Source organism: Bradyrhizobium sp. USDA 4353 (genome assembly GCF_054063215.1).
Map to the genome: position 1 here is coordinate 5711724 of NZ_JBSSGB010000001.1, position 25558 is coordinate 5737281.

The following is a 25558-nucleotide window of genomic DNA, read 5'->3' on the forward strand; positions in this document are numbered from 1 at the left end:
CTTGTTGCTGGTCAGCGAGGCCAACGCTACGCTCCACGCCGATTGGTGCAGGAGGATGTTGTGACCCCATCAGACGATCAGAAGATTTCCGAAGACCGCCGCGACGCGCTGCGCTATGCGCTCGCGATCGGCTCCGGCGCCGCGCTCGCGTCGGCGATGACGACGACGCCGGCCTCGGCACAGGCCGCCGGCGACAACACGCTGGATCGCGTCCGTGCCAACAAGGTGCTGCGCATTGCCGTGCTGCCGGGCGAGCTGCCCTATTTCAACAAGGATCTCGCCTCCGGCACCTGGTCGGGCTTCTCGATCGAGATGGCCAACGACATCGCCAAGCTGCTCGACGTGAAGCTCGAATATGTCGAGTCGACCTACGGCAATTCGGTGCTCGACCTGCAGGCCGGCAAGATCGATCTCGGCTTCGCGCTCAACCCGACGCCGCAGCGCGCGCTGGTGATCGATTTCTGCGGCACCGTCTTTCCGCATCCGTTCGGCGCCATGCTGAAGAAGGGCCTGGAAGCCAAGACCTGGGCCGACATCAACAAGCCCGAGATCAAGATCGCCGTCGACGTCGGCTCCGCCAACGAGGCGGTGGCGCGGCGGTTTGCGCCGAACGCGACCATCAAGTCGCTGAAGTCGCGCGACGAGGTGATGCTGGAGATGGCGTCGGGTCGCGTCGACGTCGTCGTCAACGCCCTGATCCTTGGCCTGACCGCGATCGCCAAGAACCCCAATCTCGGCACCTACAAGATCCTGCAGTCGCCGTCGGTCGCGATCCCCTCCAGCATGGGCGTGCGCCGCGAGGCCGACAAGCGCTGGCGCGACTTCCTCGCGGTGTGGATCGACTACAACCGCGGCATCGGCCAGATGCGCGAATGGTTCATCAAGGGCCTGGGCCTTGCCGGCGTCAAGGCCGAGGACGTGCCGGTGGAAGTGAATATCTGACGATATCGCCGCACGCACCGCCGTCATTGCGAGGAGCGAAGCGACGAAGCAATCCAGGTCTCAGTTGCCGCACTGGATTGCTTCCGCCGTCGCCTTTCAGGCTATGGCGGACAAGTCGCTTCGCTCGCAATGACGGCGGATATATTCCCCGCCTCACGCCTTGTCGTAGCTCATGCCGCGCTCGAAGCGGCGGCCGAGCAGCGTGGCCGGGAACAGGATCGCGAAGTAGATGATCGCGATGATGGTGTAGACCTCGAGCGGCCGGTAGGTATCGGCGTTGATCAAGGTCGCGTTGTAGACGAGATCCGGCACCGCGATCACCGACACCAGAGAGGTGTTCTTGAGCTGCGTCACCGACTGGTTGACGTAAGGCGCGAGCATCGGCTTCAGCGCCTGCGGCAGGATCACGAGCCGCATCATCCGCCACGGGCGCAGGCCCAGCGCGCGCGCCGCATCCCACTGGCCGCGCGGCACGCTCTCGATGCTGCCACGGATGATCTCGGCATAGAACGCCCCGCCATACAGCGACAGCACGGTCACCGCCGCAACATGGGCCGGGATGTTGACGCCGATCACCACGGGGAATGCGTAGTAGAACCAGATGATCTGCACCAGGAGAGGCGTGCAGCGGAATAGCTCGATATAGGCGATCAGCAGCCAGTCGATCACCACCGGACGCCGCAGCCTGATGATGCCGACGAGGAGCCCGATCAGCGTGCCGAGCAGGATCGTGCCCAGCGTATAGGCCATGGTCCAGCCCAGCCCCACCCAGAACAGGTGGCTGTACTTGCCGAGAATGGCAAAATCCCAGGTGTAGTTCATCAGAGCTCCGGCGCGAGGCGGTCGCGGCCCATCACAGATACCGGCTCGGCGCGAAGGCGGAGGCGTCGAACGACGGCGCCTCGCCCGCGATCATCGCGGCAATCGCCGCGCCCGTGGCCGGCCCCGTGGTGAAGCCGATGTGCTGGTTGCCGAATGCAAGCCACAGGCCGGAATGCCGGGGCGCCGGTCCGATCATCGGCAGCGCATCCGGCAGGCTCGGCCGCGACCCGCGCCAGGGCGGCGCGACGGCCTCGCCGAACTCGACGACGCCGCGCGCCAGCGGCACCACCTGCTCGAGCTGAGCGAAGTTCGACGGCGCATCGCGGTCGGTCAGCTCGACGCCGGAGGTGACGCGCACGCCGTTCTCCATCGGCGCCAGCACGAAGCTGCGCTCGGCATCGTTGATCGGCCGCAGCAGCTTGCGGTTCGGGTTCGGCGTGAACTCCTGGTGATAGCCGCGCTCGAACGCCATCGGCACGTGATAGCCGAGCGGCCGCAGGATGTCCGGCGACCACGGCCCGAGCGCGACCACAACGTGCCGCGCGCGGATTTCGCCATCGCCGAGCACCACGCGCCAGCCGTCATTGTCGCTCAGCAGCGCCCGGATCTCGGACTGGCGCAACGTTCCGCCCGCGCCCTCGAACATCCGCGCATAGGCCTTGGTCACATTGCCCGGCGAGTCCACCGACGCGGTCTGGCTGTGCAGCAGGCCGACCTTGTAGACCGGCAGCATGTTGGGCTCGAGCGCGGAGATCGCCTGGCCGTCGAGCAGCTCGCTCTTGATGCCGTACTCGGCGAGAAAGGCCTGCTCGGCCGTGGCCGCTCCGACCGCCTCGCTGCGCCACGCCTTGAGCCAGCCGGTCTCGCGCACGCGCTGCGGCTCGCCGGCGCGGACGATCCAGTCACGGTGCAGCGTCAGCGACGCGCGGATCAGGCCGTGCAGCGCAATCGCGCGCGGCTTGACGCGGGACTCCACGGCGTTGGCGAGAAAGCGCAGCACCCAGTCGATGTTGCGCAACGTCCAGGATGGACTCCAGCGCAGCGCGGCACTCTGGTTGCCGAGATAAGACGGCAGCGCCTTGAACAGCGAGGGCTTGTTGAACGGCAGGATCGAGGCCGAGGAGAGAATGCCGGCATTGCCGTAGGAGGTCTCCTCGCCAGGCGCCTTGCGGTCGACCAGCGCCACCGAGAGCCCGCGCTCGCGGATCGCATAGGCGCAGGAGACGCCGACGATCCCGGCTCCGAGCACGACCACGTCGGTCGTCTGCTGTCCACTCTGCATCGTCTCTCAATCCATCTCAGATCTACATCAGGGTGAGGCCGCCATCGACCGGCAGCACGGCGCCGGTGACATGGCCGGCCTCTGTCGACAGCAGGAAGGTCACGGCGGCTGCGACGTCGTCCGGCTCGGCGAGCCGCTGTTGCGGATTGGCGGCGGCCGCCTTCTGCCACGCCGCCGGATCGAGCGAGCCGAGCCGGCCCGCATCCTTGCGCGTATAGCCGGGCACCACGACGTTCGCGGTGCCACCGGTCAAGGCGAGCTCGATCGCGAGACATTTGACCAGCGCCTCGAGCGCGGCCTTGGCGGCCGCCGAGGCCGGGAAGGTGCCGCCCGGCACGAAGCGATGCGCGACGAAGCTGGAGATCGCGACCACGCGCGCCGCGCTGCTCTGCATCAGGTCCGGCAACGCTGCGCTGGCGAGCTCATGAAAGGCCGCCGGCATCACGGCCAACGAGCGGTCGAGCCCCTCGCGCGGCAGGTCGCGAAAGCTGCGGCGATCGGCGAAGCCCGCCGCATGCACCAGCGCATCGACACGCCCGAACCTGGCGCGCGCGGCAGCCACGAGCTCCGACGCGGCGCCTGCGGTGGCCAGGTTTGCGCAATGATAGGCCACCTCGGCGCCAGACTGCCGGCACGTCTCTGCAACGGCCTCCAGCCGCGCCAACCCGGCGGCATCGGCGCCCTGGCCATGCAGCATGAGGCCCTGCCCCGGCCCCGCAAGGCGGCGCGCCACCGCGGCGCCGATCCCGGCGCCGCTGCCGGTGATGATTGAAACGCGCATGATCCCCAGTGCCGAATGCAATTCGAGGCGCGGACTATAGGTCTCGCATCCGCTAATGCAAACCGCCGCATCGGCATGCCTGGAAGACCCTGACGCAACCGCACCCGGCTCAGATGGACAAACCGCTGCAGGTCAGGATGACGCGCGTGGCGCGCCAAACCAGGGTCTTGCCGTCGCGCGCCGCCTGCAGGCTGAGGACGCGCTCATTCCAGTGCGGATCATGCGCGAAGCGAATGTTCTCTATGACGAAGTCCTGCTGCTGCCGCTTCCATTCGATCGCCCAGGCGAGGTGCGCCTCTTCGAGCTGCTGCCGCAGCTTGGAGAGCTCGATCACATAGGGCGACGGGACGATGATCCCCAGAGCCATCGGAGTGCCGGCCATCGCGCGACCTCAGTGATCTCTCGCGACGTTGCCCGAGCCTATCCCGCCCGCGCCGCGCGTCGCAAGGCCTGCGGCGGCTGGCCGAAGGCACGGATGAAGGCGCGGCGCATCCGCTCGGGATCGCGAAAGCCGGCGGCTTCGGCGACCAGCTCGATCGGCTGGTGCGAAGCCTGCACGCGGTCGCGCGCCACCTCCAGCCGCAGGCGCTCGATCGCCTTGGACGGCGTGGTGCCGGTCTCGGCGACGAAGGCGCGGGTGAAATGCCGCGTGCTCATGCCGGCGCGCTCGGCGAGGTCGTCGACCGTGAGCGGTGCATCGAGATGCTCGCGCGCCCAGGTGAGCAGATCGGCGAAGCGGCCGCTCGGCGCCTTCAGCTCCAGCAGTGAGGAGAATTGCGACTGCCCGCCACTGCGGCGGTGATACAGCACGAGCTGGCGCGCGGTCTTCTGCGCGATCTCCTCGCCGTGGTCCTCGGCGACCATGGCGAGCGCGAGATCGATGCCGGCGGTGATGCCGGCCGAGCTCCAGACCTGGCCGTCACGGACATAGATGCTGTCCGGCTCGAGCTTCACGTTGGGATAGGTGCGCAGGAACTGCCGCGTGCGCTGCCAATGCGTGGTTGCACGCTTGCCGTCGAGCAGGCCGGCTTCGGCAAGCACGAAGGCGCCCGAGCAGACGCTGGCCACGCGCGTGCCGCGGCGCGCGACCTTGCGCACGAAATTCAGCGTGCAGGCATTGCGGCTCGCCGCCTCCACGCCGTCACCGCCGGCGATGAGCAAGGTCGAGAGCGCCGACACGGGACCAAATTTGCGCGCCAGCATCTCGGCGCCCGAGGAGGAGCGCACCGGACCCGGCGCCGCCGCCACCACCCGGATCTGCGGCGCAGCGCTCGCGTAGCGCGCGGCGATCTCGAACACCGAGATCGGGCCGGCGGCATCGAGCAACTGAAAATCCGGAAAGATGAGCACGCCGATCATGCGGGACGCTCCGTCAGTCGTCTGTCCGAAATCGAGGGAACTTTGGCATATGAGACAGCAAGGGGATCATGCAGGATGGCCGGCGTCAACCCATCATCGCTCGTGAGATCCGCCCATGGCCGAACCGCTCTCCATCGCTCTCGTGCTGTTTCCCCAGGTCACCCAGCTCGATCTCACCGGCCCGGTACAGGTGTTCTCGAGCGTGCCCGGCGCGACGCTGCATTTGGTCTGGAAGCGGATCGAGCCGATTCCGACCGATTCCGTTCTCACGCTGCTGCCGACGACGACGTTTGCCGAGTGCCCGCAGGCCGACGTGATCTGCATTCCCGGGGGCTTCGGCGTCGATGCCATTCTGGACGATGCCGAAGTCATCGGCTTCATCCGCCGCCAGGCCGAAGGCGCCAAATACATCACCTCGGTTTGCACCGGCTCGCTCGCGCTCGGAGCCGCTGGCCTGCTGAGGGGCTATCGCGCTGCGACCCATTGGAGCGCGCGCGAGTGCCTGCCGCTATTCGGCGCCACCATCAGCACCGAGCGCGTCTGCATCGACCGCAACCGCGTGACCGGCGGCGGAGTCACCGCCGGCATCGACTTCGCGCTGACCCTGGTGTCGCAACTGGTCGACCGCGCGACGGCGGAAGCGATCCAGCTCAGGCTCGAATACAACCCGGCGCCACCGTTCGCGGCCGGCTCGCCCGACACCGCACCGCCCGAGGTCGTGTCGCGAATGCTGGAGCGAATCGCCCCCTTCCGCCAGCGGCGTGTGGCGGCGGCCGAGCGGGCGGCGGCTATGCTCAGGGCCAGCAGCTAGCGGAGGCCCCGCTCAGCCATGCCCAAGCAAAGAGGCCGCCCGGAGCCCGGACGGCCTCAGAAACATGATTCAAGCAGCGATCGAGTTAGCTGCCGGGCGTCCAGGGCTGATAATCGCCGGTCGCCTTCGGACGGCGGCCGCTGGCCAAGGTCGAGCCGGCCGGACGATAGGCGAGCGCAGTGCCGGTCAGGTTCGGCTGATGCGGCTTCTCCCATTCGCGCGGCTTGTAGCCGTCCTGGGTCGGCGGCACGTCGACCATGTGATGGATCCAGGCATGCCATTCCGGCGGGATGCGGCTGGCTTCAGCGAGACCATTGTAGATCACCCAGCGGCGCTCGAAATGCAGCACCGGATCGATCTTGCCGCCGGCGGTCCGATAATAACGGTTGCCCTGCGCATCCTGCCCCACGAGCTCGCCGAACCGCCAGGTCCACAGCTGCGTGCCGAAGGTCTGGCCGTTCCACCACGTGAAGAGCTTGAGAAAGAACTGTTTCATGCGCTCGGGGCCGGTTCTGTGAAGATCCCGGCTGTGATGCCACCCCGCTTGCGACTTGTCCAGTGTTGCACCGCCCCCGCCCGCGACGATGCACCGGTTCACGCCGGGGAACGACATCCCTACCCTGCGGTTAGGTCATTTTCCCCTGATGGAGCGAGAGCGATGACCAGATTGAAGACATGGAGCGCCGCCGCGGCAGTGGCGCTGATTCTGCCGCTCGCGGCAGCGACCACGAGCTTTGCTCAAGGCCCCGGCGGCGGCCGTGGTCCGGGCGGCGGTGCGGCCATGGGCGGCGGCGGTGGCGGTGGCGCGGCCATCGGCGGTGGTGGTGGCGGCGGAGCGATCGGCGGTGGTGGCGCGATCGGTGGCGGCGGACGCGGCGCCTTTACGGCTGGGCCGGGCGGTGCCGTGGGCGGCGGTAGCTTCTCCGGGCGCACAGCCGTTGGCGGCCCAGGCCTGGTGGGCCGCGGTCCGGGTGGCGGCGCGAATGTCGCCGTGAACAATGGCGGCGGCCGCGGTAACTGGACCGGCGGCGGCGGCAATTGGAACGGCGGTGGCGGAAACTGGAACGGCGGCGGTTGGCGTGGTGGTCACCATGGCGGCTGGCATCGCGGCGGCGGCTTCTGGCCGGGCGTCGGCGTGGGCGTCGGAATTGGCCTCGGCAGCTCCTACGCCTACTACAATGATCCGTATTATTACGGAAACGACTACTACAACGACTACTCCTACTACGACGACTCCGCTCCCGTGGCCGTCGTCGGAACCGAGGGCGTCGATCCGAGCTACTGCGCTCGCCGTTACCGCTCCTACGATCCGGCGTCAGGAACCTATCTGGGCTACGACGGTCTTCGCCATCCCTGCCCGTAAGCAGCAGCGGCAATTCCGTCCCGTGACGAACAAGGCGGCGAGGTACTTACCTCGCCGCCTTTGCTTTGAAAGTGTTATAATGTTGTTTGTTATGTGTCTCATCCGCCACGATGCAGACTGAATGTCGACGAAATTGCGAGAATGTGCCCCGCGACGTGCAGATGTCTTGCGCGTTCCGGTCCAATATCAATCAAGCTCGTGATTCTGCTTCGCTAAGCTGAACACAGGCGTGGTTGATTAGTACCGACGGACCCATCGACTGACGGATCATGGATCGCGCAGACCCGAGTGCAGTTGAGATCGCTGCGCGCCACCGGTCGACCGCTCCATCGCGCCAAAACTTTCGAACAAGGAGGCGCGCCTTGCGACATATCATCACCGCCCTTCGATGCAGCGGTACCGAAACGCGGGCGCATCAGGCTCGTCGCCATCATCCCGCCAAGCGCGGGCGGGCCACGTCGTTGATTGAGACATGCGGATGATTTATCAGCGCCTCGCTTTGGGGCTCGGCCTTGGCACTCTGCTTGCGATCGGCGCCGCATCGACGGCGCTCGACATCAAGTCGCGCCATGACGCGGCCTGGGTGACCTCGTCGCTGAACATCCTGCAGAGAACCTCCGATCTGCGATTGCTGCTGAGCGAGGCCGAGGCCACCTCACGCGGCTTCGCGCTGACGGCGGCCGAACCATTCCGGGCCGAGTTCGAGGACGTCCGCGGCAAGATTCCCACAGCCTTTGCCGAGCTGCAGCGGGCTGTCGCCGACAGCCCGATGCCGACGCAGCTTCTCAGCCAGACGGACGCCCTGATCCTCCGCAGGATCCAGATCGCGTCGGACGTGATCCGGATGAAGGCGGCATCCGACCGCGCCGGGCTCGAAGCGCTGGCGAGCCGGGGCGAAGGCCCCGCGACCATGGCCGCGATCACGGCCAATCTCGACCGCTTCGTGACCGAGCAGCGCGCGCTGCTCGCACAGCGCTCGGCGACGTCGAAAGCCACGGGCTCGCTGCTGCTGACGATCGACCTGTGCGGCCTGGCGCTGCTGCTGATCATCGCGGGCTACCTGATCCGGCGCGCCTATCTCGACGACCAGAAGCTGCGCGCCTCCCTGGTCCGCTCCGAGGCCGAAGCGGTCTCGCTGGCCGAGCGGGCCGAGAAGCAGCATCTCGACCTCGTCGAGGCGCATGAGAAGCTGCGCCACTCCGCCGAAATCCTGCAGAGCACGTTCAACAGCATGGCCGAAGGCGTGCTGGTGATCGATGCCGCCGATACCGTGGTGTTCTCCAATCCCGCCGTCGAGGATCTGCTGGGCTACCGTCACGGCAGGAAGCTGTCGGACGTCCGGGCACGCCTGCGCGTCTATGAGCGCGACGGCATCACACCGGTCGCAACCCACGACCTGCCGACGCCGCGGGCCCTGCGCGGCGAGTCGTTCGACCGGCGCGAGCTGATCGTCCACCAGCCCGACCGCGACGCGACGCTGCGCCTGATGATCAGCGGCCGCCCGCTGCGCGATGCGGCCGGCGGCATCACGGGTGCAGCGATCGTCTATCACGACATCACGATGGCCCATGAGACGGAGCGCCTGCTGCAGCAGGCACAGAAGCTCGATGCCATCGGCAAGCTCACCGGCGGCGTCGCGCATGACTTCAACAACATGCTCACGATCATCACCGGCACGATCGAGACGCTGGCCGACGAGGTGAGGGACCGTCCCGCGGCCGCCGCCACCGCCGCGCTGATCGGCCAGGCCGCCGATCGCTGCACCGAGCTGATCCGGCACCTGCTCGCCTTCGCGCGCAAGCAGCCGCTGCATCCCCGCGACAGCGACGTCAACAGCACCATCGTCGACATCGCCAAGCTGTTGCGCCCGACGCTCGGCGAGCAGATCGAGATCAACTCGATCCTCGAGGAGGAGACGCTGGTCGCGCATATCGATTCGGCGCAGTTGGCCAATTCGCTGGTCAACATGGCCATCAACGCGCGCGACGCGATGCCGAATGGCGGCAAGCTGCTCTTGGAGTCCCGCCGGGTCCTGCTCGACGAGACCTATGCCGCGGCCAATGCCGGCGTCACGCCGGGCGCCTACATCATGATCGCCGTCAGCGACACCGGCACCGGCATGTCGCCGGAGGTGCGCGATCGCGCCTTCGAGCCGTTCTTCACCACCAAGGAGGCCGGCAAGGGCTCGGGTCTCGGCCTCAGCATGGTCTATGGCTTCGTCAAGCAGTCCGGCGGCCATATCAAGATCTACAGCGAGGAAGGCCGGGGGACCACGATCCGCCTCTACATCCCCGTGCCCAAGGGTCTGGCAGCGATCCCTGCCGCGCCCGAGCCGCCGCCGCCGCGCGGCGAGGAGACGATCTTCGTCGTCGAGGACGACCTCCTGGTGCAGGACTTCGTCGTCTCGCAGCTGCAGAGCCTCGGCTACAAGACGATCACCGCCTCGACCGGCGTCGAAGCTCTCGCCAAGATCGATTCCGGGCTGTGCTTCGACCTGCTGTTCACCGATGTCATCATGCCCGGCGGCGTCAACGGCAAGGAGCTCGCCGAGGAGGCGCTGCGGCAGCGGCCGGGCACCAGGGTGCTCTACACCTCCGGCTACACCGACAATGCGATGGTCGAGCATGGCCGCATCGACCAGACGGCGCTGCTGCTCACCAAGCCCTATCGGAAATCGGAGCTGGCCCAGATGGTCCGGCGCGCATTGATCGGCTTCGCCGAAGGCAGGTCGACCGCCGAGCAGCCGAAGCGTGCGCAGTCGAGCTGACCCCGCCCGGAGAATTGGAACTGACATCGGGCCGGACAAATTGCAATGGAACTCAAACACGCGATTGGCAGGACGCGCGGCCTTGCTTACAACTCACGACATTTGCTGACCGAACTATTCGCCAGTCACGATAGGACAACTCATAGTCACGATGCGGCTTGATCGACGGCGCGCATCCAGCGCCTCTGGAACTCACCCATGATTCGCCGGCGGGTGGCGATCGGGCTCGGCCTCGGAACCCTGCTCGCGGTTGGCGCCGCATCGACGGCGCTGGACATCAAGGCGCGCAGCGAAACCGCATGGGTCGAGCACACGATGGAGGTTCTCGAAAAGGCCTCCGAGCTGCGTCTGCTGCTGCGGCAGGCCGAAGCGGCCTCGCGCGGCTTCGCCTTGTCGCGCGCCGACCGCTTCGTCACGGAGTTTCAGGAGACCAGCGGTCATGTTCCGGCCGCCTGGGCAGAGCTGCGTGATCTCGTCCGTGACAACCCCGCGCAAAGCGAACGGCTGCGACTGATCGACGGTGTCGTGCAGCGGCGCATGGAGCTGGCCGGCGAACTGATCCGCCGCCAGGCCGCACAAGATCGCGACGGGCTGCCGGCCCCGATCTCGACCGGCCCGGGCTCTGCGGCGATGGCGACGATCAACGAGGCCCTCGATGCCTTCACCGAGCAGGAGCGCCGGCTGCTGGCGGACCGCACCGCGACGTCGCGGCGGACGGGATCGTGGCTGCTGGCGATCGATCTCGCCGGCGTCGCGATCGTGCTCGCGATCGCGGCCTATCTGGTCCGGCGAGCCTATCTGTCGGACCGGGCGCTGCGGACGTCGCTCACCCGCTCGCAGGCCACGGCCACCTCGCTGGAGGCCCAGGCGCTGCAGCAGCGCGGCGACCTCGCCGCCGCCTATGACGAGCTGCGCCGCTCCTCCGCCATCCTGGAAAACACCTTCAACAGCATGGCCGAGGGCGTGCTGGTGGTCGATCCCGAAGGCACGATCATGCTGTCGAACCAGGCGGTGGGGCATTTCCTCGGGACCGGAGTCGGCAAGACCTTCGGCGATATGCTGGCCACTAATCAGTTCTACGAGAACGACGCCTTCACCCGCATCGCCAACGACGATCTGCCGATCGCGCGCGCGTTGCGCGGGCTGTCATTCGATCGCCGCGAGGTCGTGGTCAAGCCGACCGATGGCCGGCCGCAATTCCGCCTGATGGTCAGCGGCCGGCCGCTGCGCAATTCGGCGGGCGCGATCAGCGGCGCGGCGCTGGTCTATCACGACGTCACCGAGGTGCACGAGATCGAGCGCCTGCTGCAGCAGGCGCAGAAGCTGGATGCGATCGGCAAGCTCACCGGCGGCGTCGCGCACGACTTCAACAACATGCTGACGATCATCACCGGCTCCATCGAGATGCTGATCGACACCGTCCAGGACCGGCCCGCAGCCGCCGAGCTCGCCGTCCTGATCAGCAGGGCAGCCGATCGCTGCACCGAGCTGATCCGCCACCTGCTCGCCTTTGCGCGCAAGCAGCCGCTGCGCCCGCGCGACATCGACGTCAACGCCACGGTCGACGACATCGCCAAGCTGCTGCGGCCGACGCTCGGTGAGCAGGTCGAGATCCGGACCATCCTCGCCGAGGGCGATCTCATCGCCCATGTCGACTCCGCGCAATTGGCGAACTCGCTGGTCAACATGGCGATCAATGCGCGCGATGCGATGCCGGATGGGGGCAAGCTGCTGCTGGAGACGACGAAGACCGTGCTCGACCCGGCCTATGCAGCGGCCAATCCTGGCGTCGTGCCGGGCACCTACGTGATGGTCGCCGTCAGCGACACCGGCAGCGGCATGCCGGCGGAGGTCAGGGATCGCGCGTTCGAGCCGTTCTTCACCACCAAGGATGCAGGCAAGGGCTCCGGCCTTGGGCTCAGCATGGTCTACGGCTTCGTCAAGCAGTCGGGCGGCCACATCAAGCTGTACAGCGAGGAGAACAGCGGCACCACGATCCGGCTTTATCTGCCGGCGGCGGACCGGCTGCAGCAGAGCGAACCGGAGCACGAGCAGGTGCTGCCGCGCGGCACCGAGACGATCCTGGTGGTCGAGGATGATCCGCTGGTGCGCGACTTCGTGCTCGCTCAACTGCAAGGCCTGGGCTACGCGACCCTCGTCGCATCGCAGGCCAAGGAAGCGCTGGCCATCGTCGCCGAGGACCAGCCGTTCGATCTGCTGTTCACCGACGTCATCATGCCCGGCGGCATCAGCGGCAGCCAGCTCGCGGAGGCGATCAAGGCGACACGGCCGGGCCTGCGGGTGCTCTACACCTCCGGCTATACCGACAACGCGATCATCGAGAACCGCCAGCTCCTGCCCGATGCGCTGCTGCTGACGAAACCCTATCGCCGCGCCGAGCTCGCCCAGATGGTCCGCCGCGCGCTGGACGCCACTCCGGCTGTCGCCGCTAGAGCATGATCCGGAAAAGTGCGCAGCGGTTTTCCGAAAAGATCATGCGCAAACAAAGCGAGAAGATCATGATGCGTTTCCGCCGAAACGCATCATGATCTAGCCCCGCGTTGCCAGCGCCACTGCCCCCAGCGTGAAGGCGAGCGCCGCGATCTGCCCGGCCCCGAGCGGCTCGCGCAGCGCGATCGCCGAGGCGACGACGCCGATCACCGGCACCGCCATGGTGCCGATCGCGGCCACCGAGGCCGGCAGCCGCGACAGCGCCGCGAACCAGGCGACATAGGCGACGCAGAACTGGATCACGGTGGAATAGAACATCAGCGCCCAGTCGAGCTGGTCGAGCCTCGTCCAGTCGGAATGCTCGAGCGCGAATCCGACGATCACGATCGGCACACAGCCGATGCCGATCTGCCAGGCCGCGGCCGAGAGCGGCGGCAGCCGGATCGGCAGCTTCTTGGCCATCACCGTGCCGAGCGCGAAGCCGAACGCGCCGCCCAGCACCATCAGGATGCCCGGCAGCTTGTCGCGGCTGGCATTCAGGCCATTGGCGCCCATGATCGAGGCGAGCCCCGCGAAGGCCAGCACCAGCGCCAGCACGCGCAAGGCCGTCGGCCGCTCGCCGAGAATCGGCCAGGCCAAGAGCGAGGCCCACACCGGCATGGTGTAGGCGATCAGCGCCGCCTCGCCCGCCGGCAGCCACAGCAGCGCGAGCCCCATCAGCACCATCCAGGCGGTGACGTTGAGCATCCCCGCCAGGATCAGCCGCGGCCAGATTTCGCGCGGCACGGCGAGGCTCTGGCTCCGGATCACCGCGAGTAAGGCCAGCAGTAGCGCCCCGACCACGCCGGTGGTGCCGCGGAGCGTCAGCGGGGGCAGCACCCCGACGAGATGCTTGGTCACAGGCCAGTTGAAACCCCAGCCGAGCGAGGTGATGGCGAGGAACATCAGCCCGGCGGGCGTGATCCGCCCGCTGGCCGTTGGCTTGTCTGACATGGAATCAACCGGCGCCGTCTGTGGGACGATCAATTTGCCGGCGTTTTCTTGGGCACACCATGGATTGTGGGACATGCCTGCCCCGCGCCCTGCCCGTAAGCCGCCGTGAGTCCCGCTGATGCAAGCAAAACACACCCGTATGACGCGAATAAATTTGCCCCTGTGAACAGCGGGACGAAGCCCTGTGGACGGTGCCGTCAGGAAATTTTTTTGGTTTCGAATCCGTAAGGACTCGCCGATAGTTACGGCCATCACGATACCGGCACGTGCCCTACTTATCCCGGACTTTCCCCCATATTTAGTGTTTGGTTAGGGAACCCCCACTAGTCCTTGACGGGGGAAGCGGAGTCGTCCTAGCTTCCGGCCCGGTTCGGCGCTTGATCATGTTTCCAGTTTCGCCGGCCGCTCCCAGAAGGGTTTTGAGGATGACCGCGCCAGAAGGCCAACAGGCCCGGCGTGCGGCTCGTCGTCTGTCCCGCGGCGGAGTGGTCGCGCGGACGGCGCCGCAGAGGCCCCCACTAGATGTGGGGGCTGTCTTGCAGCAGCGATGGAGCCGGACGGCACGCGTGAGGCGTTGAAGAGAGACGGGACCGGGCGACCGGTTGAACTGCGGCGGCAGACGAGATCCCTTCGGATGGGACTCGCAAGCCCTCGCCTTTGGATGCAATGATCCCGGCCGCCAAACGCGGTCCGGCAAGAACAATTGGGGCTCGCGATGCGGATTGAACGGCGCAACACCACCGAAGGGCAGTCGGCCTATCACGGGATCGACTTCCGCCTGACCACGTCCGAGATCCGGAATCCGGACGGCTCGGTGGTGTTCCGGCTCGAGAATGTCGAAGTGCCCGAGTTCTGGTCGCAGGTCGCCTCCGACGTGCTGGCGCAGAAATATTTCCGCAAGGCGGGCGTTGCCGCGCGCCTGAAGAAGGTCGAGGAAGAGTCCGTGCCGTCCTGGCTGTGGCGCTCGGTGCCCGACACCGACGCGCTCGCCACTCTGCCCGAGAACGAGCGCTACGGCAGCGAGCGCTCCGCCAAGCAGGTGTTCGATCGCCTCGCCGGCTGCTGGACCTATTGGGGCTGGAAGGGCAACTACTTCTCCTCCGAACAGGACGCAGTCGCGTTCTACGACGAGCTGCGCTTCATGCTCGCCAAGCAGATGGTCGCGCCGAACTCGCCGCAATGGTTCAACACCGGTCTGCACTGGGCCTATGGCATCGACGGCCCCGGCCAGGGCCACTATTACGTCGACTACAAGACCGGCAAGCTGACCAAGTCGAAATCGTCCTACGAGCATCCGCAGCCGCACGCCTGCTTCATCCAGGGCGTCGAGGACGACCTCGTCAATGACGGCGGCATCATGGACCTCTGGGTGCGCGAGGCGCGCCTGTTCAAATACGGCTCCGGCACCGGCTCCAACTTCTCGCGGCTGCGCGGCGAAGGCGAGAAGCTGTCGGGCGGCGGCCGCTCGTCCGGCCTGATGAGCTTCCTCAAGATCGGCGACCGCGCCGCGGGCGCCATCAAGTCGGGCGGCACCACCCGCCGCGCCGCCAAGATGGTGGTGGTCGACGCCGACCATCCGGATATCGAGGCCTATATCGACTGGAAGGTGAAGGAGGAGCAGAAGGTTGCGGCGCTGGTCACCGGCTCCAAGATCAACCAGAAGCACCTGAAGGCCGTGATGAAGGCCTGCGTCAATTGCGAGGGCTCCGGCGACGATTGCTTCGATCCCGAGAAGAACCCGGCGCTGCGCCGCGAGATCAAGCTCGCGCGCCGCGCGCTGGTGCCCGACAATTACATCAAGCGGGTCATCCAGTTCGCGAAACAAGGCTACAAGGACATCGACTTCCCGATCTACGACACGGACTGGGATTCGGAAGCCTACCTGACCGTCTCCGGCCAGAACTCCAACAACTCGGTGTCGCTGAAGGACGACTTCCTGCGCGCGGTCGAGACCGACGGCGACTGGAGCCTGATCGGCCGCACCAACAAGAAGGTCGTCAAGACGCTGAAGGCCAGGGACCTCTGGGAAAAGATCGGCCACGCCGCCTGGGCCTCGGCCGATCCGGGCCTGCACTTCAACACCACGATGAACGACTGGCACACCTGCAAGGCGTCCGGCGACATCCGCGCGTCCAATCCGTGCTCGGAATACATGTTCCTGGACGACACGGCGTGCAACCTGGCTTCCGCCAATCTGCTGACGTTCTACGACACCAAGACCAAGCAGTTCGACGTGGCGTCCTACGAGCATCTCTGCCGGCTCTGGACCATCGTGCTCGAAATCTCCGTGCTGATGGCGCAGTTCCCGTCCAAGGCGATCGCCGAGCTGTCCTACGAGTTCCGCACGCTCGGCCTCGGCTATGCCAATATCGGCGGCCTCTTGATGACCATGGGCCTGTCCTACGACTCCAAGGAAGGCCGCGCGCTGTGCGGCGCGCTCTCGGCGATCATGACCGGCATTGCGTATAAGACCTCGGCCGAGATGGCCGGCGAGCTCGGCGCCTTCCCGGGCTACAAGAAGAACGCCGCGCACATGCTGCGCGTCATCAAGAACCATCGCCGCGCGGCGAAGGGCGAGGCCACCGGCTATGAGGCGCTCTCCGTCAACCCGGTGCCGCTCGACCACGCCCACTGCCCGCAGGTCTCGCTGGTCAGCCACGCCATCCAGGCCTGGGACGACGCGCTCGCGCTCGGCGAGACCAACGGCTATCGCAATGCCCAGGTCACCGTGGTCGCCCCCACCGGCACCATCGGCCTCGTCATGGATTGCGACACCACCGGCATCGAGCCCGATTTCGCGCTGGTGAAGTTCAAGAAGCTGGCCGGCGGCGGCTACTTCAAGATCATCAACCGCGCGGTGCCAGAGGCACTGCGCGCGCTCGGCTACCGCGAGAGCGAGATCGCCGAGATCGAGGCCTATGCCGTCGGTCACGGCTCGCTGTCCAACGCGCCCGGCATCAACGCCTCGACGCTGAAGGCCAAGGGCTTCACCGACGAGGCCATCGCCAAGGTCGAGAAGGCCTTGCCGACCGCGTTCGACATCAAGTTCGTGTTCAACAAGTGGACGCTCGGCGAGGACTTCATCACCAAGCAACTCGGCGTTTCGGCCGAGGCGCTGGCCTCCCCGACCTTCGAGTTGCTGTCGGCGATCGGCTTCACCAAGCGCGAGATCGAGGCCGCCAACGTGCACATCTGCGGCGCGATGACGGTCGAGGGTGCCCCGCATCTGAAGGCCGAGCATTATGCGGTGTTCGATTGCGCCAATCCCTGCGGCAAGATCGGCAAGCGCTATCTCTCGGTCGAGAGCCACATCCGCATGATGGCGGCGGCGCAGCCGTTCATCTCGGGCGCGATCTCGAAGACCATCAACATGCCGAACGACGCCACGGTCGAGGACTGCAAGGCGGCGTATCTCCTCTCCTGGAAGCTCGCGCTGAAGGCCAACGCGCTCTACCGCGACGGCTCGAAACTGTCGCAGCCGCTGAACTCGCAGCTCATCTCGGACGATGAGGACGAGGACGACGCGGTCGAGTCCTTCTACGAGAAGCCGCTTGCCGCGCGCGCCACCCAGGTCTCGGAGAAGATCGTCGAGAAGCTGGTCGAGCGCATCGTGGTGATGCGCGAGCGCGAAAAGATGCCGGATCGCCGCAAGGGCTACACCCAGAAGGCGGTCGTCGGCGGCCACAAGGTGTATCTGCGCACCGGCGAGTATGATGACGGCCGCCTCGGCGAGATCTTCATCGACATGCACAAGGAGGGCGCGGCGCTGCGCTCCTTCATCAACAACTTCGCGATTGCGGTGTCGCTGGGCCTCCAGTACGGCGTGCCGCTGGAGGAGTATGTCGACGCCTTCACCTTCACTCGCTTCGAGCCGGCCGGCCCCGTCCAGGGCAACGACTCGATCAAATATGCGACGTCGATCCTCGACTACGTGTTCCGCGAGCTCGCCGTCAGCTACATGTCGCGCTTCGACCTCGCCCACGTCGACCCCTCCGAGAGCAATTTCGATGCGCTCGGCCGCGGCGTCGACGAAGGCAAGCCGTCGGAGGACGGCCCGAGCCAGCAGGCCGCAAGATACGTCTCGCGCGGCCTGACCCGCTCCCGCACCGACAACCTCGTCGTGATGCGCGGCGGCACGTCAGGCGGCCACGCTGCTTCCGTTCCCTCCCCCCTCGTGGGGGAGGGTCAGGGAGGGGGGCCCCGGATGTCCGCTCTCTCGACGTCGAGGGCCGGCGACGCCATCGAAGGCGCCGTCGCCCTGAAGCAGGAGGCAAGCCACGACCTCTCGCCCACCGAGAAGCTCGAGGCCCTGCAATGGAGCAAGGCCGGCACGGCTGCGACCCAGGTCGCCTCCAAGGCCGAACGCCGCGCCGAAGCCAAGGCTAGGGGTTACGAAGGCGAGATGTGCTCGGAGTGCGGGAATTTCACGCTGGTGCGGAATGGCACCTGCATGAAGTGCGACACGTGCGGCAGCACGACGGGGTGTTCGTAACCGGTTCCCTGCTGCAGCGCGACTACTGTACCGCTAGAACAATGAAGATGCCCAGTTTACGCGGGCATCTTCATCAACCCGCTGAGCTCCCTATTCTCTTCGTTGCAAGAGATCGACGGATCTGCAAGAGGCTCTCACATCATGAAGTGCCCACACTGCACCGTCTACTTCCACGATAACTGGGTTGAAGACAACTTTCAGAGACACAGTCACAATCTTGTTCCGGATCGCGTCAAGCAGGATCTTTTTTGGTTTTACCGAACCGCCTACTGCCCTGAATGCAAGAGAGTAATCATTGAAGTTGCTCTGAAGAACGGCAAAACTTCTGAACCAAATTGGGAACTCATCGTGCCTCGAGGCGCAGCTAGGGGGCCTGTCCCGACAGAGGTCCCAAGTAACATAGCGTGCGACTATTTAGAAGCTTGCGAAGTTCTAACGATCAGCGCCAAAGCATCAGCAGCCCTCGCGCGAAGGTGTCTTCAAGCAATGCTTCGTTCTGCTGGATACAAAGCAAAAGACTTGGCCAAAGAGGTTGAACTGCTATTAAACGAGGCTGATCCGAAGAAGGCTCTCACTCATCAATTGCGTGAAACAGTTGATGCCATCCGAAACTTCGGGAACTTCTCCGTACATCCAATAGACGACAAAACGACCCTGCAAATAATCGAAGTCGAGCCGCATGAGGCCGAATGGTGCCTCGACGTAATTGAAGAGCTGTTCCAGCACTTTTATGTCGGACCAGCTATAGCAAAGGCCAAGAAAGATGCCCTCAACGCTAAGCTCGTAGCGGCGGGCAAACCCCCAGCTAAATAGAATCCAGGAACTCAATCGGGCGCACACATCGCAAGTCTCGTGCAGCCGCCTTTAGCCTGACCCGACCTACCACTTAACTACTCCATCTGAGCTCATTTTAATTCTATTGATTTGAGACGGCCACCCCTTCTACGTCCGCAAGATCACCTAATTCATCGAGCCAGGGCGATGGCATGTAGACCAAACCTCCCCATGCACTCACCGGAACGAGAAGTCCATAACGACTAACGGAAGCGCAGAGCGCATCTATCTCCGCTGCTGGATAGCCACCCGATTCGAGGGACGATTTGAGTGCCTGCCAGAAATCATTCGTCGCATCTGATCCGACGTCCACCATCTTACGCTTCACAGCGATCGCTTTTCCAAGAACTATCAGCTCGTCTCGAGTAAGCTGCTCGAGCGTATTGGCCCATTTTCGAAATTTGTCTGGGTCTAGCGCTTTATTCTTCTTAAGCCCAACAATTATCTGCGCAAGAAGTCGTAGGTTCTCTCGCGCAGCTCCGTCTGCTACCGCCTTCGAAAACCTGTATATAATCGCAATTAGGGGATCAGCATCACTCTCGGAAAATTCAATCGGCCCGGATCGACCCCTCGCAACTTCTTCGATCAGAATTTCAGCTGCTTCGTTGCGCCTCTTTTGCAGATATTCATCCGCAAACTTGCCCAATGAATTGCCGCCCGGAATCGAGAATGTCGACATCACATCGGCCGCGATCACAGCCCCCCAGGGAATAAGCTCCCGCCCGGTCGTCATGAACTTCTCCTCGAATTGTCATCTTTGGCTTCTGAAGCGGCAATCGTTGTCGTTGTTAGAGCGGCGAAGCAAGATAGCAGCAATCAATCTATCCCATTGCCGGCGAGGCCAGCAATCTAGTTCTGTAGACGCCGCCTTGACCGGATCCGCGCATTACGCTTCGCTAACGCGCCCCACGCTGCGAGCCTGTGCTCCACCTCCCTACCCCCGATGCACCTCCACATCTTCTCCGATCTCCACGCCGACATGGCCGACATCAAGCCGATTCCGGCCCTGCCCGGGGTCGATGTGGTCGTGGTCGCCGGCGATGTTGGCGAGGGAGCGGTGAACGGGTTTGCGCGGCTGCGCGAGATCGTGACTGAGGACGTGCCGATCGTGATGGTGATGGGCAACCATGAATTCTATCACCGCACCTATCCCGACGAGCTGAAGCAGGCGCGCGCCGAGGCGGCGCGGTTCGGCGTGCATCTGCTGGAGAACGACACGGTCGTGCTCGCGGGCGTGCGCTTTGCCGGCTGCACGCTGTGGACCGACTATGCGATCTTTGGCCACGGCTCCGAGGTCCACACCATGGCGGTGTGCCGCGACCGCATGAACGACCATCGCCGCATCACCTGGCGGAAAGACCCCTGGCTGCGCTTCCGGCCGCAGGAGGCGCTCGGCCTGCATCGGAGCTCGCGCACCTGGCTCACGGGCCTGTTGGAGACGCCGTTCGACGGCCCGACCGTCGTCGTCACCCACCACGCCCCCGCCTGGGGCTCGGTCGCCGAGCACTATCGCAACGACCGCGTCACCGCCGCCTACGCTTCCGACCTGTCAGCGCTGATCCTGGCGACGAGCCCCGCGCTCTGGATCCACGGCCACATCCACACGCCGTCGGACTATTGCGTCGGCGCCACCCGCGTGGTCTGCAACCCGCACGGCTATGGCCGCGAGAACCCGGCCTTCGATCCGGCGCTGGTGGTTGAGGTGCCGTAGCACGCTCCGGCTGGCCGGGCAGCCTCTCTCCGCGGGTCAATCGCTTCGTACGATTGCCGAAGGCCTTTCTACATCGGCAAAGCGATGGTATTCTTTCTCCCGTGACCACGGCCGAAGATCTCGAAAAGGCGGTTGAGCAGCTTCCCCGCGACGAACCGGCACGGTTTCGCGCCTGGTTCGAACGGTTCGACGCAGCGCAGTTCGATGCCGCCATCGAACAAGATGCGCGTGTCGGCATGCTCGACGCCTTAGCCGACGAGGCCGTAGCGGCCCATTGCGCCGGCCGCTTACGCGAGTTGTGAGGCGCAACGTCGACAAACCGCCCTCTGCCGCGGGTTATCGCTGCCCATGCTGCCGCTTCCTCACCTTGGGCGAACGCGGCGGCTTCGAGATATGCCCCGTCTGCTACTGGGAGGATGACGGGCAGGACGATCATGACGCCGACCTCATCCGCGGCGGCCCGAATGGCAGGCTGTCACTGACCGAAGCGCGACAAAATTTCGGGAGCTGCGGAGCGTCGGATCCGGCCTACCGCAAACATGTTCGACGGCCGCTGGACGAGGAGCGTTAGTTCGAACGCTGGCCCATGGTGGAGCAAACGCCGCCCGAGAGCAGCGCTTTGTCTCCCCGCTACGGCATTATCGATGCTGGCTGCCGAACCAAGCGCCAACCTGCAGGCGTCACAGATCAACCCTGACCTCGACCGCGTCAGGGTTCTTCGCTGCGCCGTACCGCTTGACCACGAAGCCGCCGCGCGTCACCGGAGCCGCCTTCAGGAAAGGCGCGATGACGCCGAACAGCCGATCCGCGTCGGGTCCGTACATGAAGAGCACGCAGCGTCCGCCGCCGAACTCGTCGCCATCGAATTCACCCACGCCGTGGTGATCGATCGCCTGCTGCAGCTCCGCTGCGAGATCCGCGATCTCTGCGCCTTCGCGCTCGGACCCGAATTCACCTTCTCGCAGCCGAATATACACTAAGACCGCCTGCTCCATTTGCGCTTCCAAGTCGAACTCACCGCCACTTCGGATCGTTGATATGGCTGACATCGTGCTCGTCAGCACTCCACTCGCGGATATGAACCGAGCCATCTCGCGCGACTTCGATCAACATGTTGACGAGATCGGCGTTACGGGCAGCATAGAGATCGAGCGCCTTCTGAAACAGATCCATCTGCTCAGAGCGCACGAGGTTCCAGTCCTGCCAGCCGCTCTTCCCGAGATGGGTGACGTAGTCCGCCTCATAGCCGCGGGCCTTCGCTATTCCCACCAAAGCGCCGCTCAGACACTCGTCGATCAAGAAGCGCTCGCTCAACGTCCGGCTGCCGCCTGCTCTGACGTCCGCCATTCGGAGCCATAGGTGGCCTCCGCCCAGCGGATCACCGCGTCGATTCCATCGATCGGCAGGCTCGGATAGTCGGCGAAGATGTCCTGCGCCGGATAGCCGGCGCGCAGATAGGCCAGGATGGTTTCGGCAGGCACGCGGGTGCCGCGAACCACCGGGTCACCACTCATGACCGTGGGATCACGCACGACTTCGGCTCTGACGGCGACCTTGATGGTCATGGCTACGTTCCTCTTCCGTAGCTGTCATTATAACGCGATCGGGGTGCGGAGGCGAGGCGGGAGTTCGCGGTCTCCAGAGGCTGCATGGTGGGCACGCGCCGCCATGCGGCGCTTTGCCCACCCTACCCTTTCCCTACTTGAAGCACACCGACTTGTCGTTCGGATCGAACGAATTCCCCGGCATCGGCCGTAGCGGCGTCAGCTTGGGATTGGCGGCCAGCAGCCGCTTCGAATAGGCCCCGAGCGCAGCGTTCATCGTGTTGAGCCGGTCCTGCGCGTCGGTGCGTTGCAGGGGGAAGGTGATGACGCCGGAATTGTAGACCTCGGCGCGCGACCATTGCTGCCCCGAGACGATGCGGCCGACGAGGCGCGACTTCAAATCGGCGGCGCTGTCGCCGGCGGCGCTCTTGGCGCCGACGACGTTGGGCGGCAGCAGGCTCGGATTGACGATCCAGCCGCGCGGCTTGGCGACGTTGTTGCCGAACAGGATCAGCTCGTCGAGCGTGTTGTTGAGCGCCACGTAGTCCCGCAGCGGCAGGCTGGCATCGCCGGTGCCGGTTTCCTGGACGTGGCTCGCCAGATGCGGCCCCGTCGCGCAATAGGTGCCGAACACCAGCTTGATGCTGCCAGAGTCCATATACATGTAGCTGCCGACATCCGAGCCGCCCGGCGGCGACGGCGCGTCGTCGCCACAGAACGTGCCGTGCGACGAGGCATCCTGGAGGGAGTGCAGATAAAGCCCGATGCGGGCGATCTGCACCGGCACCGGCGGCTTCCGGGGATCGTCGAACAGCACGCCGGTGGTCCGGCTCTTGTCGTCGAGCCACGATTTCAGCCGGGTGTAGTCGACGGTGCCGCTCGCATTGTCGAGCACCTTCGGCCCCGAGGTGATGTTGATCGCCGGCCCAATCGCGTAGTTCTCCAACAGCGGGACGGTGCCGCTGATCGGAACATTCGCCAGGCATTGCGGGCCGCTGAAGTTGGAGGAGCCGTTCGGCACCGTATATCCGGCGGTGCACAGCAGCCCCGGCGCCTCGTCGCCCTTCATCGCCCATTGCCGGAGATCGTACAGCGTGCCCTGATAGACGCTGTCGATGGTGATGGGATAGCCCGGCGGCGGATAGTGAAACGGATACACCGCCTGCACGCCGCTGGCGCCGTGCACGTCGGTGCCCTGCCCGTTCGGCGAGAAGTTCAGGAGATAGTGATACAGCGGCCCGTCGGTGGTGTTGTTGGTGCGCTTGAAGCCGTTGAACGCAGCCGTGATGTAGCTCGCGCCCGAATTGGTCGAGCTTGCCTGCCCGCCGCACTGATCGATCGGCAGATACTGCCCGTAATCCGAGTTCTCATTGTAGGCCGCGATCCAATAGGCGACGTCGGCGCGATAGCCGAGCGCTTGCGCAATGAAGTAGGTGGAGTCGGCATGGATCATGCTGCGCCCGGGCGGAATGACCGCGAACTGCACCGCCTCGAGCAGACAGCCGCGGTTCAGCGCCTCCGCCGGATCCTTGCAGGCGCTGGCCGGCGCGAGGCAATTCTTCAATCCGTCCTTGACGCGCGGAATGCAGATATCCTCCAGGAACGCGTGCGCGGGACGCGGCGCGGTCAGCCCGCAGCAGAGAACCGCTGATCCCACGACCATGGAGAAGGTCGAGACGGCAAAGCCCATGCGCATGGAAAACTCCTTGGTGAATCGAAATCGGGTCGGCGCGGACGAGCGCGCGGCGGACGGCAAGTCCGAAATGGCAGATCGAGACGCTGCGCGGGTCCGTGAGGCCTTGAGAGATTCGGCAAGTGAATTTGAACCCATATCAAATGATTAATCAACCCAAAGTTGTTTCTTTCGAACATACGTTCTTGCTCTCCATCATTGCGAGCGCAGCGAAGCAAGCCAGGGGGGATGCGGGACTCTGGATTGCTTCGCTGCGCTCGCAATGACGTGGAGAGTGCGGGGCTGGAATCGCCACTAGTGATTTCGTTCCGTTGTCCGCCGGCCGATCATCATCGCGCGAGCAAGGATTGATCCGGCAGATGACCGCCCTACCTCAGGTCACGCGCCGCCACGCTGCGCGGCCATCGCCAGTTCCAATCGCCGTGAGCTTCAACATGACCGCATCATCCTCAAGACGCAGATCGAGCGGCGAGGACCTAGCCGTGACCCGGATCGACAGCTTCGCCGCCGCGCGCGAGGTGCTGCGCTCGGGTGATGTCCGGCAAGCCGGCTTCAATGCCGAGCTGGTGCATCGCTTCATCGGGCCGCGCCATGCGCCGGTGCTGTACCAGGACGGCGAGCCGCATCAGAAGCAGCGCAGCGCCACCGCGCGGTTTTTCACGCCGCGCGTGGTGGCGACGCGCTATTGCGAGCTGATGGAGGCGACCAGCCGCGATCTCGTGGCGCAGCTTCGCCGGACGCGCCGCGCCCGCCTCGACGATCTGAGCCTGACGCTCGCGGTGGCCGTCGCTGCCGACATCATCGGGCTGACGAACAGCTCGCGCGAGGCGATGGCCGCGCGGCTGAACCGCTTCTTCACCGCGCCCACGGGCCACGGCTCGCTCGCGACGCTGCGCAACGCCGTGTATGGCCAGCTCCGCACGCTTGCCTTCTATTGGTTCGACGTGCGCCCGGCCATTCGCGCCCGCCGCCATCAGCCGCGCGAGGACGTCATCTCGCATCTGATCGCCGAGGGCTATTCCAACCGCGAGATCCTGACCGAATGCCTCACCTATGGCGCCGCGGGCATGGCGACCACGCGCGAGTTCATCGTGATGGCGGCGTTGCGCCTGTTCGAGGACGATGCTCTGCGCGCGCGCTTCCTCGCCGCCAGCGAGCCGCAGCGCCTGACCATTCTCGAGGAGGTGCTGCGGCTCGAGCCGGTGGTGTCCACGCTGAAGCGCCGCACGGCGTGCGACATCACGCTGCATACGGAGGCGGGCGCGACGACGATCCCGGCGCGCAGCCTTGTCGAGATCGATGTCGGCGCCGCCAACCGCGACGAAGCCGCCGCCGGCGCCTGCCCGCATCAGCTCGATCCGGACCGCACGCGCCCCGCCAAAGGCCCGGCCAGCCTGATGAGCTTCGGCGACGGCCCCCACCGCTGCCCCGGCGCGGCGGTAGCGCTGCACGAGGCCGCGATCTTCCTCGATCAGCTGATGCGCGTGCCAGGCCTGCGCCTGGAGCGGCGGCCGACCAAGACCATCAACCCGGTGAGCAGTGGCTATGAGCTACGCGATGCGGTGATCGTGGTGGGGTGAGCCGATGGAGTACTATCAAGTCATCATCTCGGGAAGCTAATGAGCAACGAACCGCGCTGCCAATGAATGCGCCCTCTCCCCTTGCGGGAGAGGGCATGTAGGGCAGTGCGACAAGCTCGCTTGGGTGAGGGGT

General features: G+C 65.4%; 23 protein-coding genes. 11 read left to right on the forward strand and 12 right to left on the reverse strand.

All coding sequences use genetic code 11. The features are described from left to right. The first annotated feature begins 60 nt into the window (after positions 1–60). The gene (locus ACVILH_RS25805) at positions 61–942 is read left to right on the forward strand and encodes a transporter substrate-binding domain-containing protein (protein WP_456715400.1); all 882 of its coding nucleotides are present in this window, start codon (positions 61–63) and stop codon (positions 940–942) included. Between the two features lie 153 nt (positions 943–1095). Here ACVILH_RS25805 and ACVILH_RS25810 read toward each other — a convergent pair whose 3' ends face one another. From ACVILH_RS25810 to ACVILH_RS25830, 5 genes are all read right to left on the reverse strand, one after another. Next, positions 1096–1764, reverse strand: coding sequence for an amino acid ABC transporter permease (locus ACVILH_RS25810; RefSeq protein WP_456715401.1), 669 nt, complete (start codon positions 1762–1764; stop codon positions 1096–1098). Positions 1765–1795: 31 nt separating this feature from the next. After that, complete coding sequence (locus ACVILH_RS25815; protein ID WP_456715402.1) at positions 1796–3046, reverse strand: NAD(P)/FAD-dependent oxidoreductase; 1251 nt, start codon at positions 3044–3046, stop codon at positions 1796–1798. Between the two features lie 22 nt (positions 3047–3068). Continuing rightward, complete coding sequence (locus ACVILH_RS25820) at positions 3069–3827, reverse strand: SDR family NAD(P)-dependent oxidoreductase (protein WP_456715403.1); 759 nt, start codon at positions 3825–3827, stop codon at positions 3069–3071. Positions 3828–3936: 109 nt separating this feature from the next. Next, on the reverse strand, positions 3937–4209 hold the full coding sequence (locus tag ACVILH_RS25825; protein WP_456715404.1) for a hypothetical protein: 273 nt from the start codon (positions 4207–4209) through the stop codon (positions 3937–3939). Positions 4210–4247: 38 nt separating this feature from the next. Next, a complete protein-coding gene (locus tag ACVILH_RS25830; RefSeq protein ID WP_456715405.1) occupies positions 4248–5186 on the reverse strand; it encodes a GlxA family transcriptional regulator in 939 nt (312 codons plus the stop codon). A 115-nt stretch (positions 5187–5301) separates the two neighbouring features. Here ACVILH_RS25830 and ACVILH_RS25835 point away from each other — a divergent pair, with 115 nt between their 5' ends. Next, positions 5302–5997 carry a DJ-1/PfpI family protein gene (locus tag ACVILH_RS25835; RefSeq protein WP_456715406.1) on the forward strand — a complete coding sequence of 232 codons (696 nt, stop codon included), beginning with the start codon at positions 5302–5304 and terminating at the stop codon, positions 5995–5997. An 85-nt stretch (positions 5998–6082) separates the two neighbouring features. Here ACVILH_RS25835 and ACVILH_RS25840 read toward each other — a convergent pair whose 3' ends face one another. Continuing rightward, on the reverse strand, positions 6083–6493 hold the full coding sequence (locus tag ACVILH_RS25840) for an NADH:ubiquinone oxidoreductase subunit NDUFA12 (protein ID WP_006614883.1): 411 nt from the start codon (positions 6491–6493) through the stop codon (positions 6083–6085). Between the two features lie 162 nt (positions 6494–6655). Here ACVILH_RS25840 and ACVILH_RS25845 point away from each other — a divergent pair, with 162 nt between their 5' ends. From ACVILH_RS25845 to ACVILH_RS25855, 3 genes are all read left to right on the forward strand, one after another. Beyond that, positions 6656–7360, forward strand: coding sequence for a BA14K family protein (locus ACVILH_RS25845; protein WP_456715407.1), 705 nt, complete (start codon positions 6656–6658; stop codon positions 7358–7360). A 478-nt stretch (positions 7361–7838) separates the two neighbouring features. Continuing rightward, positions 7839–10127: a CHASE3 domain-containing protein gene (locus ACVILH_RS25850; protein WP_456715408.1), complete on the forward strand. Its 2289-nt coding sequence runs from the start codon at positions 7839–7841 to the stop codon at positions 10125–10127. Between the two features lie 198 nt (positions 10128–10325). Continuing rightward, positions 10326–12587: a CHASE3 domain-containing protein gene (locus tag ACVILH_RS25855; protein WP_456715409.1), complete on the forward strand. Its 2262-nt coding sequence runs from the start codon at positions 10326–10328 to the stop codon at positions 12585–12587. A 90-nt stretch (positions 12588–12677) separates the two neighbouring features. On the opposite strand, the gene ACVILH_RS25860 is transcribed toward ACVILH_RS25855, so the two are convergent. Beyond that, a complete protein-coding gene (locus ACVILH_RS25860; RefSeq protein WP_456715410.1) occupies positions 12678–13571 on the reverse strand; it encodes a DMT family transporter in 894 nt (297 codons plus the stop codon). Between the two features lie 715 nt (positions 13572–14286). Here ACVILH_RS25860 and ACVILH_RS25865 point away from each other — a divergent pair. Both ACVILH_RS25865 and ACVILH_RS25870 read left to right on the forward strand, forming a co-directional pair. Next, positions 14287–18063, forward strand: a complete 3777-nt coding sequence (locus tag ACVILH_RS25865) for a vitamin B12-dependent ribonucleotide reductase (RefSeq protein WP_456715411.1) — start codon at positions 14287–14289, stop codon at positions 18061–18063. A gap of 141 nt (positions 18064–18204) precedes the next feature. Next, entirely contained in the window at positions 18205–18876 is a 672-nt protein-coding gene (locus ACVILH_RS25870) for a DUF4145 domain-containing protein (protein ID WP_456715412.1), read from the forward strand. Between the two features lie 103 nt (positions 18877–18979). Here the strand turns inward: ACVILH_RS25870 and ACVILH_RS25875 are convergent, their stop codons facing one another. Beyond that, positions 18980–19630 (reverse strand): hypothetical protein, encoded by a 651-nt coding sequence (locus ACVILH_RS25875; protein ID WP_456715413.1) that lies wholly within the window; start codon positions 19628–19630, stop codon positions 18980–18982. Positions 19631–19840: 210 nt separating this feature from the next. On the opposite strand from ACVILH_RS25875, the gene ACVILH_RS25880 reads away from it, so the two are divergent. From ACVILH_RS25880 to ACVILH_RS25890, 3 genes are all read left to right on the forward strand, one after another. After that, on the forward strand, positions 19841–20608 hold the full coding sequence (locus ACVILH_RS25880; protein ID WP_456715414.1) for a metallophosphoesterase: 768 nt from the start codon (positions 19841–19843) through the stop codon (positions 20606–20608). 101 nt (positions 20609–20709) lie between these two features. After that, the gene (locus ACVILH_RS25885) at positions 20710–20910 is read left to right on the forward strand and encodes a hypothetical protein (RefSeq protein WP_456715415.1); all 201 of its coding nucleotides are present in this window, start codon (positions 20710–20712) and stop codon (positions 20908–20910) included. Then, positions 20907–21179: a CPCC family cysteine-rich protein gene (locus ACVILH_RS25890; protein WP_456715416.1), complete on the forward strand. Its 273-nt coding sequence runs from the start codon at positions 20907–20909 to the stop codon at positions 21177–21179. The genes ACVILH_RS25885 and ACVILH_RS25890 overlap by 4 nt, the downstream gene beginning before the upstream one ends. 109 nt (positions 21180–21288) lie before the next feature. Here ACVILH_RS25890 and ACVILH_RS25895 read toward each other — a convergent pair whose 3' ends face one another. The 4 genes from ACVILH_RS25895 to ACVILH_RS25910 all read right to left on the reverse strand — a co-directional run bounded on the left by ACVILH_RS25895 (position 21289) and on the right by ACVILH_RS25910 (position 23848). Next, on the reverse strand, positions 21289–21603 hold the full coding sequence (locus tag ACVILH_RS25895) for a hypothetical protein (protein ID WP_456715417.1): 315 nt from the start codon (positions 21601–21603) through the stop codon (positions 21289–21291). 19 nt (positions 21604–21622) lie between these two features. Further along, positions 21623–21922 carry a hypothetical protein gene (locus ACVILH_RS25900; RefSeq protein ID WP_456715418.1) on the reverse strand — a complete coding sequence of 100 codons (300 nt, stop codon included), beginning with the start codon at positions 21920–21922 and terminating at the stop codon, positions 21623–21625. After that, entirely contained in the window at positions 21919–22173 is a 255-nt protein-coding gene (locus tag ACVILH_RS25905) for a DUF433 domain-containing protein (RefSeq protein WP_434862414.1), read from the reverse strand. Before ACVILH_RS25905 ends, ACVILH_RS25900 begins: the two co-directional genes overlap by 4 nt. Positions 22174–22306: 133 nt before the next feature. Further along, the gene (locus ACVILH_RS25910; RefSeq protein ID WP_456715419.1) at positions 22307–23848 is read right to left on the reverse strand and encodes a hypothetical protein; all 1542 of its coding nucleotides are present in this window, start codon (positions 23846–23848) and stop codon (positions 22307–22309) included. Positions 23849–24327: 479 nt separating this feature from the next. Here ACVILH_RS25910 and ACVILH_RS25915 point away from each other — a divergent pair, with 479 nt between their 5' ends. Further along, a complete protein-coding gene (locus ACVILH_RS25915; RefSeq protein WP_456715420.1) occupies positions 24328–25425 on the forward strand; it encodes a cytochrome P450 in 1098 nt (365 codons plus the stop codon). Positions 25426–25558 lie beyond the last annotated feature (133 nt).